This window comes from Streptomyces sp. NPDC002125 (assembly GCF_053593715.1).
Map to the genome: position 1 here is coordinate 143,267 of NZ_JBSFDD010000016.1, position 18,241 is coordinate 161,507.

General features: G+C 72.0%; 18 protein-coding genes. 9 read left to right on the plus strand and 9 right to left on the minus strand.

The genetic code is table 11. The features are described from left to right. Positions 1 to 4 precede the first annotated feature (4 nt). Positions 5 to 1,369, minus strand: a complete 1,365-nt coding sequence (locus ACWCQM_RS25615; RefSeq protein WP_450917476.1) for an aldehyde dehydrogenase family protein — start codon at positions 1,367 to 1,369, stop codon at positions 5 to 7. 8 nt (positions 1,370 to 1,377) lie between these two features. Then, entirely contained in the window at positions 1,378 to 2,739 is a 1,362-nt protein-coding gene (locus tag ACWCQM_RS25620; protein ID WP_450917477.1) for a glutamine synthetase family protein, read from the minus strand. Between the two features lie 66 nt (positions 2,740 to 2,805). On the opposite strand from ACWCQM_RS25620, the gene ACWCQM_RS25625 reads away from it, so the two are divergent. Together ACWCQM_RS25625 and ACWCQM_RS25630 are read left to right on the plus strand one after the other, a co-directional pair. Beyond that, positions 2,806 to 3,543 (plus strand): FadR/GntR family transcriptional regulator, encoded by a 738-nt coding sequence (locus tag ACWCQM_RS25625; protein WP_450917478.1) that lies wholly within the window; start codon positions 2,806 to 2,808, stop codon positions 3,541 to 3,543. Positions 3,544 to 3,655: 112 nt separating this feature from the next. Continuing rightward, positions 3,656 to 4,384, plus strand: a complete 729-nt coding sequence (locus ACWCQM_RS25630) for a gamma-glutamyl-gamma-aminobutyrate hydrolase family protein (protein WP_450917479.1) — start codon at positions 3,656 to 3,658, stop codon at positions 4,382 to 4,384. Between the two features lie 77 nt (positions 4,385 to 4,461). Here ACWCQM_RS25630 and ACWCQM_RS25635 read toward each other — a convergent pair whose 3' ends face one another. From ACWCQM_RS25635 to ACWCQM_RS25645, 3 genes are all read right to left on the minus strand, one after another. Continuing rightward, on the minus strand, positions 4,462 to 4,920 hold the full coding sequence (locus tag ACWCQM_RS25635; protein WP_450917480.1) for a hypothetical protein: 459 nt from the start codon (positions 4,918 to 4,920) through the stop codon (positions 4,462 to 4,464). Between the two features lie 91 nt (positions 4,921 to 5,011). Beyond that, the gene (locus ACWCQM_RS25640) at positions 5,012 to 5,386 is read right to left on the minus strand and encodes a hypothetical protein (protein WP_450917481.1); all 375 of its coding nucleotides are present in this window, start codon (positions 5,384 to 5,386) and stop codon (positions 5,012 to 5,014) included. A gap of 208 nt (positions 5,387 to 5,594) precedes the next feature. Then, positions 5,595 to 6,539 (minus strand): LysR family transcriptional regulator, encoded by a 945-nt coding sequence (locus tag ACWCQM_RS25645; RefSeq protein WP_267076698.1) that lies wholly within the window; start codon positions 6,537 to 6,539, stop codon positions 5,595 to 5,597. Between the two features lie 70 nt (positions 6,540 to 6,609). On the opposite strand from ACWCQM_RS25645, the gene ACWCQM_RS25650 reads away from it, so the two are divergent. Further along, the gene (locus tag ACWCQM_RS25650) at positions 6,610 to 7,764 is read left to right on the plus strand and encodes a TDT family transporter (RefSeq protein WP_450917482.1); all 1,155 of its coding nucleotides are present in this window, start codon (positions 6,610 to 6,612) and stop codon (positions 7,762 to 7,764) included. A gap of 32 nt (positions 7,765 to 7,796) precedes the next feature. On the opposite strand, the gene ACWCQM_RS25655 is transcribed toward ACWCQM_RS25650, so the two are convergent. From ACWCQM_RS25655 to ACWCQM_RS25665, 3 genes are all read right to left on the minus strand, one after another. Then, a complete protein-coding gene (locus ACWCQM_RS25655; protein WP_267076696.1) occupies positions 7,797 to 8,342 on the minus strand; it encodes a helix-turn-helix domain-containing protein in 546 nt (181 codons plus the stop codon). 315 nt (positions 8,343 to 8,657) lie between these two features. Then, on the minus strand, positions 8,658 to 11,285 hold the full coding sequence (locus tag ACWCQM_RS25660) for an ABC transporter permease/substrate binding protein (RefSeq protein ID WP_450917483.1): 2,628 nt from the start codon (positions 11,283 to 11,285) through the stop codon (positions 8,658 to 8,660). Continuing rightward, positions 11,278 to 12,390 carry a quaternary amine ABC transporter ATP-binding protein gene (locus ACWCQM_RS25665; RefSeq protein ID WP_450917484.1) on the minus strand — a complete coding sequence of 371 codons (1,113 nt, stop codon included), beginning with the start codon at positions 12,388 to 12,390 and terminating at the stop codon, positions 11,278 to 11,280. Before ACWCQM_RS25665 ends, ACWCQM_RS25660 begins: the two co-directional genes overlap by 8 nt. Before the next feature lie 264 nt (positions 12,391 to 12,654). Between ACWCQM_RS25665 and ACWCQM_RS25670 the strand changes: the two genes are divergently transcribed. Both ACWCQM_RS25670 and ACWCQM_RS25675 read left to right on the plus strand, forming a co-directional pair. Then, positions 12,655 to 13,563: a 5'-3' exonuclease gene (locus ACWCQM_RS25670; protein WP_450917516.1), complete on the plus strand. Its 909-nt coding sequence runs from the start codon at positions 12,655 to 12,657 to the stop codon at positions 13,561 to 13,563. Between the two features lie 78 nt (positions 13,564 to 13,641). Beyond that, on the plus strand, positions 13,642 to 14,484 hold the full coding sequence (locus ACWCQM_RS25675; RefSeq protein ID WP_450917485.1) for a siderophore-interacting protein: 843 nt from the start codon (positions 13,642 to 13,644) through the stop codon (positions 14,482 to 14,484). 118 nt (positions 14,485 to 14,602) lie between these two features. Here the strand turns inward: ACWCQM_RS25675 and ACWCQM_RS25680 are convergent, their stop codons facing one another. After that, positions 14,603 to 15,271: a MerR family transcriptional regulator gene (locus tag ACWCQM_RS25680; RefSeq protein WP_450917486.1), complete on the minus strand. Its 669-nt coding sequence runs from the start codon at positions 15,269 to 15,271 to the stop codon at positions 14,603 to 14,605. 104 nt (positions 15,272 to 15,375) lie between these two features. Here ACWCQM_RS25680 and ACWCQM_RS25685 point away from each other — a divergent pair, with 104 nt between their 5' ends. The 4 genes from ACWCQM_RS25685 to ACWCQM_RS25700 all read left to right on the plus strand — a co-directional run bounded on the left by ACWCQM_RS25685 (position 15,376) and on the right by ACWCQM_RS25700 (position 18,213). Then, complete coding sequence (locus ACWCQM_RS25685; RefSeq protein WP_450917487.1) at positions 15,376 to 16,338, plus strand: hypothetical protein; 963 nt, start codon at positions 15,376 to 15,378, stop codon at positions 16,336 to 16,338. Beyond that, entirely contained in the window at positions 16,335 to 16,799 is a 465-nt protein-coding gene (locus ACWCQM_RS25690) for an ABA4-like family protein (protein WP_450917488.1), read from the plus strand. Before ACWCQM_RS25685 ends, ACWCQM_RS25690 begins: the two co-directional genes overlap by 4 nt. Before the next feature lie 77 nt (positions 16,800 to 16,876). Further along, positions 16,877 to 17,461 (plus strand): sigma-70 family RNA polymerase sigma factor, encoded by a 585-nt coding sequence (locus tag ACWCQM_RS25695; RefSeq protein ID WP_450917489.1) that lies wholly within the window; start codon positions 16,877 to 16,879, stop codon positions 17,459 to 17,461. Next, positions 17,458 to 18,213, plus strand: coding sequence for an anti-sigma factor (locus ACWCQM_RS25700; RefSeq protein WP_450917490.1), 756 nt, complete (start codon positions 17,458 to 17,460; stop codon positions 18,211 to 18,213). The genes ACWCQM_RS25695 and ACWCQM_RS25700 overlap by 4 nt, the downstream gene beginning before the upstream one ends. Positions 18,214 to 18,241: the final 28 nt, after the last annotated feature.

Here is an 18,241-nt window from a genome sequence, read left to right on the forward strand (position 1 = left end):
TGTGTCAGGCCTCCGTGCCGATGAAGACGTTCTTGGTTTCGGTGAAGGCCGTGAGGGCGTCGGGCCCCAGTTCACGGCCGAGCCCGGACTGCTTGTAGCCGCCGAAGGGTGTCCAGTAGCGGACGGCGGAGTGGGAGTTGACGGACAGGTTCCCCGCTCTGACCGCCCGGGAGACCCGCAGGGCGCGGCCCACGTCGCGGGTCCAGACCGAGCCGGCGAGCCCGTACTCGGTGGCGTTGGCCAGCCGTACGGCGTCCTCCTCGTCGTCGAAGGGAAGGACCACGGCGACCGGTCCGAAGACCTCCTCGGTGGCGACGGGCGCGTCGGGGGCGATCCCGGTCAGGACGGTCGGCGGGAACCAGAAGCCGGGGCCGGAGGGCGCGCTGCCCCGGATGCCGTCCGCGTCGCCGGGGACGAGCGCGCGGACGCGCTCCAGCTGGGCCCGGGAGATCAGGGGGCCCATCTGTGTCTTCTCGTCCGCGGGGTCCCCCACGACGACGGCGGCGACGGCCGGTACGAGGCGTTCCATGAAGCGTTCGTGGACGGACCGCTGGACGAGGATGCGGGTGCGGGCGCAGCAGTCCTGGCCCGCGTTGTCCAGGAAGGACATGGGCGCGGAGGCCGCGGCGGCCTCGATGTCGGCGTCGGCGAAGACGATGTTGGGGCTCTTGCCGCCGAGTTCGAGGGTGAGCCGCTTCACCCGGTCCGCGCATCGCGCCATGATCTGCTTGCCGACGCGGGCCGATCCGGTGAAGACGATCTTGGCGACACCGGGGTGCTCGACCAGGGCGCTGCCCGTCACGTCCCCGGCGCCGGGCAGCACCTGGAAGAGGTGCTCGGGCAGGCCCGCGTCGAGCGCGATGCGGGCCAGTTGCAGGGCGGTGAGCGGGGTGGTCTCGGCGGGCTTGAGGATGACGGCGTTCCCCGCGGCGAGCGCGGGGGCGGCGCCCCAGGCGGCGACCGGCATCGGGAAGTTCCACGGGACGATCACCCCGACCACGCCGAGCGGTTCGAGGAGGGTGAGGTCGATGCCGCCCGGTACGGGGATCTGGCGTCCCGTCAGGCGCTCCACTCCCCCGGCGGCGTAGTCCAGCAGGTCCCGGACGTTGGCCGCCTCCCATCGCGCGTTGCCCAGGGTGTGGCCCGCCTCGGCGACCTCCAGCAGGGCCAGCCGTTCGGCCTGTTCGTCGACGAGGACGGCGAAGCGGCGCAGCAGCCGGGCGCGGTCGGCGGGTGCGAGGGCGGCCCAGACGCGCTGGGCCGCGGCGGCGCGCGTGACGGCGGCGGAGACCTCGGCCCCGGTGGTGGCGGGGACGGTGGCGACGAGTTGTTCGGTCGCCGGGTTCAGGACGCGGTGCTCGTGGATCACGGGGTGCCTCACAGACGTTCGAAGGAGCGGCGGAGCTCCCAGTCGGTCACCGCGGCGTCGAAGGCCTCCAGTTCGACGCGGGCCATGTTGCGGTAGTGCGCGACGATCTCGTCGCCGAAGGCCGCGCGGGCGATGCCGCTGCTCTCCCAGAGCCCGGCTGCCTCGCGGAGTGTGGTGGGGACCTGGTCGTATCCGGCGGTGTAGGCGTTGCCCTCGCAGGCCTCGGGGAGTTCGAGTGCGTTCTCGATGCCGTGGAGTCCGGCGGCGACGAGGCCGGCGACCGCGAGGTACGGGTTGACGTCGCCGCCGGGCAGCCGGTTCTCGAAGCGCAGGGAGCGCCCGTGTCCGACGACGCGCAGGGCGCAGGTGCGGTTGTCGTGGCCCCAGGCGACGGCGGTCGGGGCGAAGGAGCCGGGCTGGAACCGTTTGTAGGAGTTGATGTTCGGCGCGTACAGCAGGGAGAAGTCGCGCAGGGCGGCGAGCTGGCCCGCGAGGAAGCGGCGCATCAGGGGCGACATGGTGCCGTCCCGGTCCGCCATGACGCTGTCTCCCGCGGTGTCCCTGAGGGAGAGGTGGATGTGGCAGGAGTTGCCCTCGCGCTCGTTGAACTTGGCCATGAAGGTGAGCGCGACGCCTTCCTGGGCGGCGATCTCCTTGGAGCCCGTCTTGTACACGGCGTGCTGGTCGCAGGTGGTGAGGGCCTCGTCGTAGCGGAAGACGATCTCGTGCTGGCCCGGGTTGCACTCGCCCTTGGCGGACTCCACGGTGAGCCCGGCGGCCGCCATCTCGTTGCGGATGCGGCGCAGCAGGGGCTCGATGCGGCCGGTGCCGAGGACGGAGTAGTCGATGTTGTACTGGTTGACCGGGGTGAGTCCGCGGTAGTCGCGGTCCCATGCCTGCTCGTAGGTGTCCTTGAAGACGATGAATTCGAGTTCGGTGCCGACGTGGGCGGTCAGGCCGTGTGCGGCGAGCCTCTCCAGCTGCCGCCGGAGGATCTGGCGGGGCGCGGCGACGACCGGGGTGCCGTCCTCCCAGGCGAGATCGGCCATGACCAGGGCCGTCCCCTCGTGCCAGGGGATTCTGCGCAGGGTGGCGAGGTCGGGGTGCATGGCGAAGTCGCCGTAGCCGTTGGACCAGGAGGACATGGCGAATCCGTCGACGGTGTTCATGTCCGTGTCGACGGCGAGCAGGTAGTTGCAGCCCTCCGTGCCGTGTTCCAGCACCTCGTCGAGGAAGAAGGACGCCGCGAACCGCTTGCCCTGCAACCGGCCCTGCATGTCGGGGAAGGCGAGGACGACGGTGTCGATCTCCCCGCTCCCGACGAGCACGCGCAGCTCCTCGATCTGGAGCGGAGGTGTTCGGTCTGCCACGGGACACTCCTCGTTGGGTCGGTCTAAGGTATGGGAGAAAACCATTGGGGGGAAGGGAATCGGGACGTGGCGGAGGAGAACGGGGAGCACGGGCCGCCGGGCACGCTGCTGCCGGCGCTGCGGCCGGTCCGCGCGGGCAACGGCTTCGAGGAGGCGCTGGAGCAGATCCTCCAGGTGGTCCGGCTCGGCCTGGTGCCCGCGGGCGGACGGCTTCCGGCCGAGCGCGAGCTGGCCGCGCTCCTCGGGATCAGCCGGGTCACCCTGCGCGAGGTGCTGAAGGTGCTCCAGGACCAGGGGCTGGTGGAGTCCAGGCGCGGCCGTTACGGCGGCACGTTCGTGCTGCCCCGCAGCCGCCCGGCCGACGGCGGTGAGCTGCGCCGCCGGGTGGCGGACGCCGGGACCGAGGACCTCCTGCTGTTCCGGGAGGTGCTGGAGACGGGCGCGGCCGGTCTGTGCGCGTCGCGCGGCCTCGACGACGAGGGGGCGGAGCGGCTCCGGGCGGCTCTGGCGGCGACACACGAGGCACCTCTGCCCGAATACCGCAGGCTCGACACCCTCCTCCATCTGACGCTCGCCGAGCTCTCCGGCTCCCCCTCCCTCGCGGCGCGTTACGCGGCCGTCCGGGCGAGCGTCAACGACCTGCTGGACTGCATCCCCCTGCTGGTACGCAATCTGGAGCATTCGCAGCATCAGCACACCGCGCTCGTCGAGGCGGTCCTCGAAGGCGATGAGGAGGCGGCCCGTGCGGTGATGCGGGAGCACTGCGCGGGGACGGCGGCGCTGCTCCGGGGCTTCCTGGCTTGATCCCGCCCTTCCGGATCACTGCTCTTGCGCGTCGGCCCGGTACGAACAAAGGTATGACGCAACACCATTGCACCGGGCCGGTCCGCAGACCGGCCGCCGGAGGGACCGCACCATGCACGAACCGCTCATCGGCGTCACGACCTATCTGGAGCCGGCGGCTCGCTGGGGCGTCTGGGAACTCCCCGCGGCGGTGCTCCCCTCCGCCTATCCGCGGCTGGTCCAGCGCTCCGGCGGCCTGGCCGCGCTGCTCCCGCCGGACGAGGCCGGGCGGGCCGCGGCGGTGGTGGCCAGGCTGGACGGGCTGGTGATCGCGGGCGGCGCGGACGTCGATCCCGGGCTGTACGGCGCGGAGCGCGACTTCAGGACCGGCCCTCCGGCGCACGAACGCGACAGCTGGGAGGTGGCCTTGCTGCGCGCGGCGCGCGAGGCGGGTACCCCGGTCCTCGGGATCTGCCGGGGGATGCAGCTGCTCAACGTCGCGCTGGGCGGGACTCTGACCCAGCATCTGGACGGCCACGCGGGCCCCTTCGGCAAGGCCGGGGTCCTGGGCGAGCACACGGTGGCACCGGTCCCCGGCACGCTGTACGCCTCGCTCGTGCCGGAGGAGGCGTCCGTACCGACGTACCACCACCAGGCCGTGGACCGGCTCGCGCCGGGGCTGGTGGCGTCCGCGCACGCGGCGGACGGCACGGTGGAGGCGGTCGAACTGCCGGGCGACCAGTGGGTGCTGGGCGTGCAGTGGCACCCGGAGATGGGCGACGACCTGCGGATCATGCGAGCCCTGGTGGAGGCGGCCCGCACCCGCGCGGGAGCGGCGCGGCTCGTCGGGGACCGGGCCTGACGGAACCTCCGCGCGGCTCGCGCACACGGCCCGGCCCCCTGCTCCGCGTGCGTCGCGGAGCGGGGGGCCGGGCCGTGTCAGACCGAGTCCGGCGGGAATCCGTGGTGCGCGCCGCCGGGTACGAGCACCCGCCAGGCCTCCACGGCGCCGGAGCAGTCGGGGAGGACCGAGAGCCGGAAGGCGGGCGCCCAGGTCACGGTGAACTCCCCGGCCTCGCCGACGGTCACGGTGTCCACGGTGGGGCGCAGTTGCCCGAGCACCCCGTCGAGCGTTGCCGCCCGGGCGTCGTACACCGTGCGGAACTCGTCGAAGGCGGTGGCTCCCGCTCCCTTCTGCGCATATCTCATGTCGGCGGACCCGAGGAGGGTCTTTCCCTCGTGCGTGATCCGGAAGGGGCACTGCACATGGAGCATGACCTTCTCGCCCGCTGAGCCGGCGAACTCGATCACGCCCATGTCCGCGGCCCTGCCGACGGACCGGACCGCAGCGCCCTCCAGGAGCGCGGTGAGCGGGCCGGCCGGTGTCTCAGCGGCCACGGGCAACCCCCTGCTTCCTCGATGATGTGTCTGCGCCGGGTGCGGCCCGCCTCGCAGTCACGGCCTCCCCGGCCCCGGGCCGCGCGCTGCCTCATGAGGTGCCGGCCCCGCCTTCCCCGCCCTGGGCCGCCTGGTCGAGCCACTCGTCGAAACTCTCGACCAGGGACGCGGTGACCGCGGTCGGCGTGGCCGAGACCAAGGCGTCCCGGATCACCTCGGCCGTCTCCCTGTCCAGGTGGAGGGTGAGCCAGAGCTTCGGATCCACCAGCGTCGGCACGATCCCCGCGACGGACCGCCGGACCAGACCGGCCAGCTCGACGGCGCGGCGCTCGTCGAGCCCCGGCATGTCGATGCTCCAGTAGGGGAAGTCCGCCCCCGCCTTCTCGTCGTCCATCGGCATCCCGTCGCCGTCAGGAGAGCGTCCGTCGTCGCTGTGCGCGTGGTCTTCCGGCGATGCGACTGCCAAGTGACCGTAGGGACGGCGGATGAACGCGTCCACCTGCGCAGATGGGTACATTCGACCGACATCCACACACCGATCGCACAAGCGGAAGTGATCTTCGTCTCATGGAAATCCGGCCGGGGGCAACAGTCCTGACGTGGGGTCAACCGGAGGTGTCCGGCACATGAACCGGCGTCCGGAGAGCGGCCGCCGGCCCCGGGGCCCCGCGCACTCAGCCCCGCGCCGGGCCCGAGGGATGCGCGGTCAGGGAGAGCAGATCGCGGGCCGGGCCGGCCGGGCGGTGGCCGGCGGGCCAGACCGCGCGCAGCTGGCGGCGCAGCCGGACGCCCGCGACGGGGACCTCGACCAGGCGCCTGGCCGACAGTTCCTCGTCCAGGGCCAGTTCGCTCAGCACGCAGGGCCCGGCACCGCTCTCCGCCGCCCCCTTGACCGCGGTCGTGGAGGAGAGTTCGAGCAGCGGGCTCGCGAGACCACCGTGCACGGCGAGTGCGGCGTCCAGGACCTGGCGGGTGCCCGAGCCCCGTTCGCGCAGGATCAGGGGGGCCGCCGCGAGTTCCCGTGGGGTCAGTTGCGTACGCCGGCGGGCCCAGGGGTGGGACGGGGCGACCACGACGACGAGCCGGTCGTGCGCGATGACGGTGCCGTCGAGCCCTTCCGGTACGGAGAGGCCCTCGACGAAGCCGAGGTCGGCCTCACCGGCGAGCAGCCGCTGCGCGACGGCGGCGGAGTTCCCGGCGAGCAGCGAGACCGCCGTGTCCGGGCGGCCCGCGCGCAGGGCGATCAGCCAGCCGGGCATCAGGTACTCCGCGATCGTCATGCTGGCCGCGACCCGCAGCCGGGAGTCCCGCCGGTCGCGGAGCGCCTGCGCTCCCGCGTCGAAGGCCTCGGCGGCCTCGACGACCCGCCGCGCCCAGTCGGTGACCAGGGCCCCGGCGTCGGTCAGCCGGGAGCCGCGCGGCGAGCGGTCCAGGAGCGCCACACCGAGCTGCCGCTCCATCGACCGGATGCGGCTGGAGGCCGCGGGCTGGGTGATGCCGACCTCCCGTGCCGCCCGGCCCAGGCTCCCGTGCCGCGCGACGGCGAGGAGCAGCACCATGGCTCCCAGGTCGGGGACCCGGTGGGGCAGGGCGGCGGGCAGAGGCTCCGGGCTGGTCATAACCCCAGCCTATGGCCCCATAGCCGCGTGCTCCCTGGTGGGCCGGGGGCCGCCCGCAGAGAATCGTGGCATGGCCATCTTTCCGCATACCAAGACCGGGACCCCCGCCCTCCGGCCCGCCGCCGTACGGCTCCCCTCGCTCCGGCATCTGGGCCCGAACTGGTACGCGACCGTCATGGGCACCGCCATCGTGGCCACCGCGGGCGTCGCGCTGCCCGTGGACGTGCCGGGCCTGCGCGCGGTCTGCGCCGGGGTGTGGGCGCTGTCCGCCGTCCTGCTGGTCACCGTCCTCGTGGCCCGTGCCGGGCACTGGATCGCCCACCGGGACCAGGCCCGCGCGCACCTCCTCGACCCGGCCGTCGCCCCCTTCCACGGCTGCCTGTCCATGGCGCTCCTCGCCGTCGGCGCGGGCACGCTGGTGGTGGGCCGGGACCTCGTCGGGCGCTCGGCGGCCGTCGCCGTGGACGCGGTGCTGTTCACGGCGGGCACGGTGGCGGGGCTCGCGGCGGCCGTGGTGATCCCGTATCTGATGGTCGTACGCCACCGTCCCGCGGCCGGTACCGCGTCACCGGTCTGGCTGCTGCCCCTGGTGGCCCCGATGGTGTCCGCCGCCGTCGGGCCGCTGCTGGTGCCCGAGCTGCCGCCCGGCCAGGCACGCGAGGCGCTCCTGCTGGCCTGCTACGCGATGTTCGGGCTGTCCATCCTGGCGACCCTGGTGATCGTGCCCCTGGTCTTCGCGCGGCTGGTGCACGAGGGCCCGCTGCCGCTCGCGGCGACCCCGACGCTGTTCCTGGTGCTCGGACCGCTGGGCCAGTCCACGACCGCGGTGAACCAGCTGGCCGATGTGGCGCCGGGCGCGATCGCTGCGCCGTACGCCTCGGCCTTCGGTGCCTTCGCCGTGCTGTACGGGGTGCCGGTGATGGGCTTCGCCCTGCTCTGGCTGGCGCTGTCCGGCGCGATGGTGGTGCGCGCGGTCCGGCGCGGCATGGGGTTCACGATGACCTGGTGGGGGTTCACCTTCCCGGTCGGCACGTGCGTCACGGGCGCGGCGGGACTGGCCCGGCACACCGGACTGGACGCGTTCACCTGGCTGGCGGTGGGGCTCTACGCGCTGCTGGTGACCGCCTGGGCGGTCGCGGGCGTACGGACGCTGGGCGGGCTGTTCAGCGGAGCGCTGCTGGCGGCGCCCAGGCCGCTGCGCCCGGCGGCGGTCCGCGCCACATGATCCGTGCCGCGCGGTGAGCGCCGCCGGCGGGGTCAGCGGCGCGAGTCGTAGGTCGCGTCGATGTGCTCGGCGACCGAGACCACCAGCAGCCGGGTGCCCGGGACGGTCGCCCGCCACCGGTGCCGTACCCCGCCGGACAGGAAGAGGGTGTCGCCCCGGCCGAGCCGATGGGCCTGCCCCTCCGCCTCGACCTCGACGGCGCCCTCCACGACGTACATCACCTCGTCGTTGCGGTGCTGGAACTCCTGCCCGAGGTCCGTCTCCCCGACGAACTCCAGCGCGCTGAGCTGGTGGCGGCCCCGCACGAGCCGGCGCACACCGTCCTCGTCGTCCGCCCGCACGACGTCCACGGCGCGCGCCGAGTCCGCCGCGGCCCTCAGCCGCTCGGTCGTGGTCTCCAGCGCCTCCGCCACCCGGTCCAGGGACCGGGGGCTGGGTCTCGCCCGTTCGTTCTCGATCTGGCTGAGGAACGGTACGGACAGACCGCTGCGCCCGGCCACCGCGGCCAGGGTGAGTCCGAGGGTCCTGCGGCGTCGGCGAACCGCGGCACCCACTCGAAGGGCTTCCTTGTCGTCCATGTCCGGCTCCCTCCCCGGATCGCCATCCTCCCGGTTGCCAGCACCCTACGCATGTCGTCGGCGGGATGGAGCGGAAGTGGAGGGACGGAGAACCTTCGGGGACTCCCTTCGACCAGCCTGAAGGGGGCGGCCCCGGTTCGCTACCGGGGCCGCCCCCTTCATGGGACGAGCAGCTGGACCCGCCTCCGACGGGCTCGTGGATCAGCGCCACGAGGCGGGTGGATCAGCTGCCGCGAAACGCCTGGATCAGCTGCCGCGAGACGCGTGGATCAGCTGCCGCGAAACGCCTGGATCAGCTGCCGCGAGACGCGTGGATCAGCTGCCGACGGGCGTCAGCTTCTCCGCCACGTCCGGGTTGGCGTCCATCCAGCGGCGGGCGGACTCCTTCTCCTTGCCCGCGCCGCCCTTCTGGATCTCCACCTCCAGCGAGGCCAGCTGCGCCTCGCTGAGCTTGAAGTCCTTCAGCCAGCCGGTCAGCTCCGGGAAGTCCTTGGCGAAGTCCTTCTTGGCGACCGTGTGGATCTGCTCGCCGTCGCCCCAGGCACCCTTCGGGTCCTCGAGCTTCTTCAGGTCGTGCTTGCCGTAGGCCCAGTGCGGCGACCACAGGGTCACCACGACCGGCTCCTTCTTCTTGATCGACCGGTTCAGCTCGGCCAGCATCGACGAGGTGCTGGAGGAGACCACCTCGTACTCACCTTCGAGGCCGTACTCCTTGAGCACCTTCTTGTTGAGGGTGCCCATCATCCCGGCGCTCGACTCGATGCCGATGATCTTGCCGTTGAACTTCTTGCCCTGACCCTTGAGGTCCGCGAGCGAGTCGATGCCCTTCACGTACGAGGGAACCGTCAGCTCCAGCGAGGTCGGGCCGTACCAGGAACCGAGATCGGTGAGGTTGTCCTTGTACCGGTCCCAGTAGTCCTTGTGCGTCGTCGGCAGCCAGGAGTCGAACTGGACGTCGAGCTGGCCTTGCGCGAGACCCGTGTAGAGCGGGCCCGGGTCGAGCTGCTTGACCGTGGTCTTGTACCCCCGGTCCTCCAGCATGTTCTGCCACAGGTAAGTGGAGGCGATGGCCTCGTCCCAGGGGAAGTACCCCATGTTGACGGTCTTGCCCGCGTCCTTGCCCTGCTGCGAGCTGCCACCGCCCGGCACGGGGGCCAGCTTGTCGACCAGGCCCGGGTTCTTCTTCAGCCAGCTGCGGACGCCGTCCTGCTCCTTGCCCTGGCCGGCGTTCTGGATCTCGTTCTCGAGGCTGGTGAGCTGCTTCTCGGTGAGCTTGAAGTCCTTGAGCCACTTGGCGACGGCGGGCGCCTTCTCCGCGAAGCCCTTGTGCGCGACGGTGTGGACCTCTTCGCCCTTGCCCCAGGCACCCTTCGGGTCCGCGAGCTTCTTCAGGTCGTGCTTGCCGTAGGCCCAGTGCGGCGACCACAGGGTCACCACGACGGGCTCCTTCTTCTTGATGGAGGCGTTGAGCTCGGCCAGCATCGAGGAGGTGCTGGAGGAGACGACCTCGTACTCGCCCTCCAGGCCGTACTCCTTGAGCACCTTCTTGTTGAGGGTGCCCATCATCCCGGCACTGGCCTCGATGCCGATGATCTTGCCGTTGAACTTCTTGCCCTGGCCCTTGAGGTCCGCGAGGGAGTCGATGCCCTTCACGTACGAGGGAACCGTCAGCTCCAGCGAGGTCGGGCCGTACCAGGAACCGAGATCGTCCAGCTGGTCGCTGTACTTGTCCCAGTAGTCCTTGTGCGTCGTCGGCAGCCAGGAGTCCGTCTGGAAGTCGATGTCGCCGCGGGCCACACCGGAGTAGAGCGGGCCGGCGTCGAGCTGGGTGATGCCGGTCTCGTAGCCGCGCTGCTCCAGGATCTCCTTCCACAGGAACGTGGAGGCGATGCCCTCGTCCCAGGGGATGTAGCCCATGTTGATCTTCTGGCCCTTGCCGACGTCCGAGGCGTCGGCCTGCGCGCCCTTCGAGTCGGAGGACCCGGCGATGTTGAGGCCGCCCGCGACGAGCGCCAGGACGATGACACCGGTCATCGCGACGGCCGTTCCGGGCTTGTAGTGGGCGAACTTGAGCCGGCGGGCACCCGCCGCGGCCTTGGCGGCGGCGCGGCGGCCGAGCGGGGAGACCCGCTCGTTGAGCGCTCCGGTCATCCGGTCCAGGTACATGGCGAGGATGACGACGGCGATCCCGCTCTCGGCGGCGAGGCCGACCTGGAGCTGGGTGATCGCGGCGTAGACCTTCTCACCGAGGCCGCCGGCACCGGCCATGCCGCCGATGACGACCATCGACAGGGCCAGCATGATGACCTGGTTGATTCCGGCCATGATCGTCGGCAGGGCCAGCGGCAGCTGCACCCGGGTGAGGGTGTGCTTGGGCGTGGTGCCGAAGGCCTCGGCCGCCTCGACCAGCTCGCCGTCGACCTGGCGGATGCCGAGCTCGGTCATCCGGACGCCGGGCGGCATCGCGAAGACGATCGTGGCGATGACGCCGGGGGTGACGCCGACGCCGAAGAACATGACGCCGGGGATCAGGTAGACGAAGGCGGGCATCGTCTGCATGACGTCCAGGACGGGCCGCAGCGCGGCGCTGACCCGGTTGTTGCGCGCCGCCCAGATGCCCATGGGCACCGCGATCACGATGGTGATGACGGCGGCCACGACGACCAGCGAGAGCGTGGCCATCGCCTCGTCCCAGAGGGCGAGGGAGTCGATGAGCGCGAAGCCCACGAAGGTGAGCACGGCGGGGATCACACCGCGCAGCCAGAAGGCGATGACGGCGAAGATTCCGGCCATCAGGAGCGGTTCACCACCGCTGAGCACGGCGTTGACGCCGTCGTACATACCGCCGAGGACGGTCTTGATGAAGTCGAAGATCCAGGTCAGGTTCGACTGGAGCCAGTCGACCGCGTCCTCGACCCAGCTGCCGAAGGAGAGCCTAGGCACCGGCGATCACCTTCTCGGCCTCGTCCCGGGGAGCGGGCACCGGGGTGTCGGCCTGGGCCTCCACCTGCGGTTCCTCGCCGAGCGCGGCGAGCAGGCTCTCGCGCTGCACGAGGCCGATGACACCGCCGTCCTCGTCGGTGACGGCGACGGCCGCACCGCTGGTGGAGCAGGGGGCGAAGAGCTCGGCTATGGGAGTCTCCGAGGTCACCGTCGCGGGAGCCTCGGCCAGCAGGTCCTCGTGGGCGCGGCCCGCTGCGGGCACCTCCATGATGGAACCGGCCGTGAGCACCCTGGAGCGGTCGACGTCCTGGATGAACGAGGCGACGTAGTCGTTGGAGGGCCGCACGAGGATGTCCTCGGCGGTGCCCTGCTGGACGATCTCGCCGTCACGCATGACGGCGATACGGTCGCCGAGGCGCATGGCCTCGTTGAGGTCGTGGGTGATGAAGACGATGGTCTTCTTCAGGCGCTTCTGGAGTTCGAGGAGCTGGTCCTGCATGTCGCGGCGGATCAGCGGGTCGAGCGCGCTGAAGGACTCGTCCATGAGGAGCAGGTCGGCGTCGGTGGCGAGCGCGCGGGCGAGGCCCACTCGCTGCTGCATACCGCCGGACAGCTCGTCGGGCCAGGACTTCTCCCAGCCGGCGAGGCCGGTGAGCTCCAGCGCCTGGGCGGCGCGTTCCTCACGCTCGGCACGCGGTACGCCCTGGACCTCCAGGCCGTACGCGGCGTTCTCCAGGACGCTCCTGTGGGGAAAGAGCGCGAAGTGCTGGAAGACCATGCTGATCTTGGTGGAGCGGACGCTGCGCAGCTCCCGGGGGCTCAGGGCGGTCAGGTCCTGGCCGTCGAAGAGCACCCGCCCGGCGGTGGGCTCCAGCAGGCCGTTGAGCATCCGCAGCAGGGTGGACTTCCCGGATCCCGAGAGCCCCATGACGACGAAGATCTGGCCCGGCTCCACGGTGAACGAGGCGTCGATCACCGCTGCGGTCGTTCCGTCGGCGCGCAGCTCGTCGCGGTGGGTACCGCCTTCGAGCCTCTGCACGGCTTGATCGGGTCGTCTGCCGAACACCTTGTACAGGTGTTCCGCTTGCAGCCTTGACACATACACCTCACGCGTTGAACCGAAACGGTCTGCCGCCCCCGCAGCAGACCGTGGAGCGGTGCGGATTCGGCCCGCAGAGCACGCGCACTTGTTGAAAAATGGACGTGGTCCGCTCCGGTGGCGCGCCTGCCCCCACTTACGCGACCCAAACACTTGTGTGATCCAGCTCACCCGAAAGAAAGCGGCATCACGGGAACCGCGCGCCTCTCCCGCACCAGCGGGCCGACTGTCACAGGGGTGCGGCATCATCGGGGTGTGACGCGACGCCTGATGCTCCTCGACACCGCCTCCCTCTACTTCCGCGCCTATTTCGGCGTCCCGGACTCGGTGCGCGCACCGGACGGCACCCCGGTCAACGCCGTGCGCGGTCTGCTTGACTTCATCGCCAGGCTGGTGCAGGACCACCGGCCGGACGACCTGGTGGCCTGTATGGACGCGGACTGGCGTCCGCACTGGCGGGTCGAGCTGATCCCGACGTACAAGGCGCACCGCGTGGCGGCCGAGACCCCCGTCGGCGTGCCCGACGAGGAGGAGACCCCGGACACCCTCTCCCCCCAGGTCCCCGTCATCGAGGCGGTGCTCGACGCCCTGGGCATCGCCCGGGTGGGCGTCTCGCCGTACGAGGCGGACGACGTGATCGGCACGCTGGCCCGGCGGGCCGGCGGCCCCGTGGACATCGTGACCGGGGACCGGGACCTCTACCAGCTGGTCGACGACGCCCGGGGAGTGCGCGTGCTCTACCCCCTGAAGGGCGTGGGGTCGCTCCAGCTGACCGACGAGGCCTGGCTGCGCGAGAAGTACGGCGTGGACGGCGCCGGATACGTCGATCTGGCCCTGCTCCGCGGCGACCCGAGCGACGGCCTGCCGGGCGTCCCCGGGATCGGCGAGAAGACGGCGGCGAAGCTGCTGGACGCCTTCGGCGACCTGGCCGGGATCATGGCCGCGGTGGACGACCCGGCCGCCAGGCTCACCCCGTCCCAGCGCAAGCGGCTGGACGAGGCGCGGGAGTACGTGGCCGTGGCCCCCAAGGTGGTCCGCGTCGCGGACGACGTGCCCCTGCCCCCGTTCGATCCCGCGCTCCCGCGTGAACCGCGCGACCCGGCGGCCCTGGAGGCACTCGCCACCCGGTGGGGCCTGGGAGGAGCGCTGCAGCGACTGCTTCTCACGCTCCAGGCCTGAAGGTGCTAGCTTAGGTAAGCCTAAGTACTCAGTACCTCATACAGGTCAGAAGAGCTGGTCCAGAGCAGGGAGAACCTCGTGGCAGAGCGGCCGCAACGCCGGGCACCGAAGGCGCAGGGGGCGCAGGTTCTGCGCACCGAGCAGATCACTCCGCACATGGTGCGTGTGGTCCTCGGTGGCGACGGCCTGGCCGATTTCACCCTCGCCGGCTACACCGACCACTACGTCAAGCTGTGCTTCGCCCCCGAGGGTGCGGACTACGCCCACCCCTTCGACATGGCCGCCATCCGCGAGGAGTACCCCCGCGAGCTGTGGCCCACCACCCGTACGTACACGGTGCGCTCGTGGGACGCGGGCAGCCGCGAGCTCGCGATCGACTTCGTGGTGCACGGCGACGAGGGCCTCGCGGGCCCCTGGGCGGCACGGGCGACCCCCGGCGACCAGGTGACCTTCCTGGGCCCCGGCGGGGGTTACGCGCCGGAGGCCTCGGCCGACTGGCACCTGCTGGTGGGCGACGAGAGCGCCCTTCCCGCGATCGCCGCCTCGCTGGAGCAGATGCCGCAGGACGCGCTGGTGCACGCCTTCATCGAGGTGCCGGACGCCTCCGAGGAGCAGAAGCTCGTGGCGCCCGACGGCGTCTCGGTAACCTGGCTGCACCGCGGGGACCGCCCGGTGGGCGAGTCCCTGATCGCGGCGGTGAGCGGGCTGGACTTCCCCGAGGGCGAGGTGCAGGCCTTCGTGCACGGCGAGGCGGGATTCGTCAAGGAGATCCGGCGTCATCTGCGTCTGGAGCGCGGCATCCCGCTCCAGCAGCTGTCGATCTCGGGCTACTGGCGCCTCGGCCAGAACGACGACGCCTGGCGCGCGGTGAAGCGCGAGTGGAACGAGCAGGTGGAGCGCGAGCAGGAGAGCGCCGGCTGAGGGCCGTCCCTGAGCACCCCGGAGCCCGGTCACCGTCCTGAACGGTGACCGGGCTCCGCCGTGTCGCCCCACCGCCCGGCCCGCCTCAGGGCCGCCCGGCCCCTCCGCCGCGCCCGCCTCAGGGCCGCCCCACCCCCTCAGCCAGGCCCGTCTCCCCGTACGCACGGGCGGAGGCCTCGACATGGGCGAGCCGCCGCAGGGCACCGAACATGGCCTCGCCGAGCACCGTGCCGACGACGACGCTCTCCACCAGGTCCTCGCGGGCCACCCGCCGCCGGACGTAGTCGAGATCGGCGTGGGCGACGGGCTCCGCCGCGTCCGCGTAGACATCGAGCAGCTCGGCGAATCCGCCGTGGCCCGCCCTGTGCAGCGCGGCCAGCACACCCGCCAGGGACCGGGCCGCCGGGTTGTCCTCGCTCACCCTCCAGCCGCGCCGCGCCAGCAGCGCGGCCACCTCCTCGCGCGCCTCGGCCGACCCGGGCTCCTCGGCCGACCCGGGCTCCGCGGCCTCCGCGGAGGTGATGCGGTTGGCCGCCACTCCGAGCACCTCGTGCACCGGCTGCCCGGGGTCGTCGATCGACGTCAGGACCTCCGCGATGGCGGACAGGGGCAGCCCCCCGACGTCCAGGAGGGCCCTGATCAGCCTCAGCCTGCGCTCGTGCCCCTCGCCGTACCGCGCCTGGTTCGGGCTGGTCAGCTCGCCCGCGGGCAGCAGCCCCTCCCGTACGTAGAACTTGATCGTCGGTACCGGGACCCCGGACCGCCGGCTCAATTCACCGATGCGCACTGTGCGTTCACCTTTCAGAAGCTTGCCAGGCCGACCTCCATCATAGATAGTTCCCCTATCGGATAGCAGACAGTGCTGCTATCTATTTTTCTCTGGGGGTCCTCATGCAGTCCTGGCGCACATGGCACCGGCCGTTAGTCCTCTTCGCCGCCGCGATGGCCGTGATGGCCGTCGTCGCCGCGGTGGGGATCCTGGTGGACGAACGGGTCCTGGCGGGCTCGGCGATCTGGGCCAAGCCGTTCAAGTTCGCCGTCTCCTTCGTGGCGTACGCCCTGGCCCTGGCGTGGATGCTGACGCTCCTGACCCGGGGCAGGCGCGTCGGGTGGTGGGCGGGCACCGTTGTCGCCCTCGCGTGCGCGGGGGAGATGGCGGTCATCACCGGCCAGGTGATCAGGGGCAGGCGGAGCCACTTCAACCAGGCGACCCCGCTCGACTCGATGCTCTACGACGTCATGGCCGTCACCGTCGTGATCCTCTGGGCGGGCACCCTCGTCATCGCGGTCCTGCTGCTCCGGGCAAGGATCGCAGACCGCGCCTCCGCCTGGGCCGTACGGTCCGGGGTGCTGATCGCCCTCGTGGGTGCCGCGTTCGGTTTCCTCATGACCCGGCCCTCCGCCGGACAGCGGGCGGCGGGCGGTCTCGACACCGCCGACGTGGTCGGCGCCCACGCGGTCGGCGTGCCGGACGGCGGACCCTCGATGGCCCTGACGGGCTGGTCGACGACGGGCGGCGACCTGCGCGTCCCGCACTTCGTGGGCATGCACGCCCTGCAACTGCTCCCGCTGTTCCTGCTCGCGCTGATGTCTCTCGCGCCCCGGGTCACCCGGCTGCGCGACCCCCGTGTGCGTCTGCGTCTGGTGCTCGTCGCCTCCGGCGCGTACGCCGCGGTCGTGGCCCTGGTGACCTGGCAGGCGCTGCGCGGTCAGCCGCTGGTCCACCCCGACGGGGCGACGCTCGCCGCCGCGGGGCTGATCGCCGCCGCCACGGCCGCCGGAGCCCTCGGCGCGCTGCGGCGTGACGGCTCCGCCCCGCCGGCCGGTGCGCAGGACAAGGAGCTCGTGTCATGACCGGAGCCCTCTTCGAGTTCACGTTCATGACGGTCGCCCCGTTCTGGCTGCTCATGATCTTCGCGCCGCACCGGCCCCTGACCGCCCGCGTGGCCGCCTCCCCGCTGACCGTCCTTCCGGTGCTGACTCTCTGGGCCGTGATGGCCGTCCCGGTGTTCCCCGAACTGTGGGCGGCGGTGAGCAGCCCCGACATCGACACCTTCCGCGAGCTCACGGCGTCGGCGAACGGCGCCGGGGGGGTCTGGGCACAGATCATCGCGTGGGATCTGCTGCTCGGGCAGTGGATCTTCCTGGAGTCGCGCCGACGGGGGGTGCGCCCGCTCGTCATGGGCCCCGTGCTGGTGCTGACGGTCCTTCTCTCACCGATCGGCCTGGTGGTCTTCCTCGTCGTCCGCGCGGCCCTGGGGTCCCGGACCGGGCCGACGCGGGCCCCGGCAGGGGCCGGTCCCGCGAATCCATAGCCTGTTCGACCAATCCGGAGAGGCGCCGGCTCCGAATCAGTCAGGAAACCGATGCGTGCTCCGGGAGGATCGTCCGCGTGAGAGAAGCCGTACACATCAGTGGGGTCCCCTCGCCGGGCCCCCGCCTGGACGATTTGCTCGTCCAGGTCGCCCGTGGCGACCAGGACGCCTTCACCCAGGTGTACGACCAGGTCAGCGGGCCGGTCCTCGGTCTGGTGCGGAGCGTGCTCCGGGACCCGGCCCAGTCGGAGGAGGTGGCCCAGGAGGTCCTGGTCGAGATGTGGCGCACCGCCGCCCGCTACCAGCCGTCCCGGGGCAGCGCCATGAACTGGGTGCTGACGCTCGCGCACCGCCGCGCGGTGGACCGCGTCCGCTCGGCCGCGGCCGCGGCCGCGCGGGAGCACAGGGCCGCGCTGCTGGACCGCACCCCGGACTTCGACGAGGTGTCCGAGCAGGTCGAGTCCCGGCTGGAGAGGGAGCAGGTCCGGCGCTGTCTGCGGACCCTCTCCGAGCTCCAGCGGGAGTCGGTGACGCTGGCGTACTACCGCGGACTGACGTATCGCGAGGTCGGCGAGCTGCTGTCCGTACCGCTGGGAACGATCAAGACACGACTGCGCGACGGACTGATCCGGCTGCGCGACTGCCTGGGGGTGAGCGCATGAGCACGGCCGAGCTGCACACGCTGACCGGGGCCTACGCCCTGCACGCTCTGCCCGAGGACGAGCGCGTCGAGTTCGAACGGCATCTGGGCGCCTGCGAGGCGTGTGCCCAGGAGGTGCGCGAGCTGTCGGCCACCGCCGCCCGGCTCGGGCTCGCAGTCTCCGCCGCCCCGCCGCCCGCGCTGCGGGAGCGGGTGCTGCGGGACATCGCGACCGTACGGCAGGAGCCGCCGCCGCATGCCGGGAGCCCGCGCGCCGGGTCCCCCTCCGGGCGGGCCGGCCGCTGGTCGACGTACGCGCTCGCGGCCTGCGTCGCCGCCGCTGCCGCGTTCGGCGGGGTCGCCGTGTGGCAGAACCAGGTCGCTCAGGACGCCCGGCAGGAGACCGACCGGGCCCAGCGGCACAACGAACAGGTGGCGCGGGTGCTCACCGCGCCGGACGCGACGACCACCGCCGCGGATCTCGGGAACGGCGCCCGGGGCACCGTGGTCGTCTCGAAGAGCGTGAACCGGGCGGTGTTCCTCGCCTCGGACATGGCGCCGCCGCCCGGCGGCAAGGTGTACCAGCTGTGGTTCGACGACGCCGGCGGCATGCGGTCGGCCGGGCTGATGAATCCGTCCGCGACGGACGACGCGGTCCTGCTGGACGGGCCCGTGGACCGGGCCTCCGGCATGGGCATCACCGTCGAGCCGACGGGCGGGTCCGATCAGCCGACCTCCGCGCCGGTGGCGCTGATGGAGTTCCGGGACGCCTGAGCAGTCGTCACGCGGGTGTGCCCCCGGC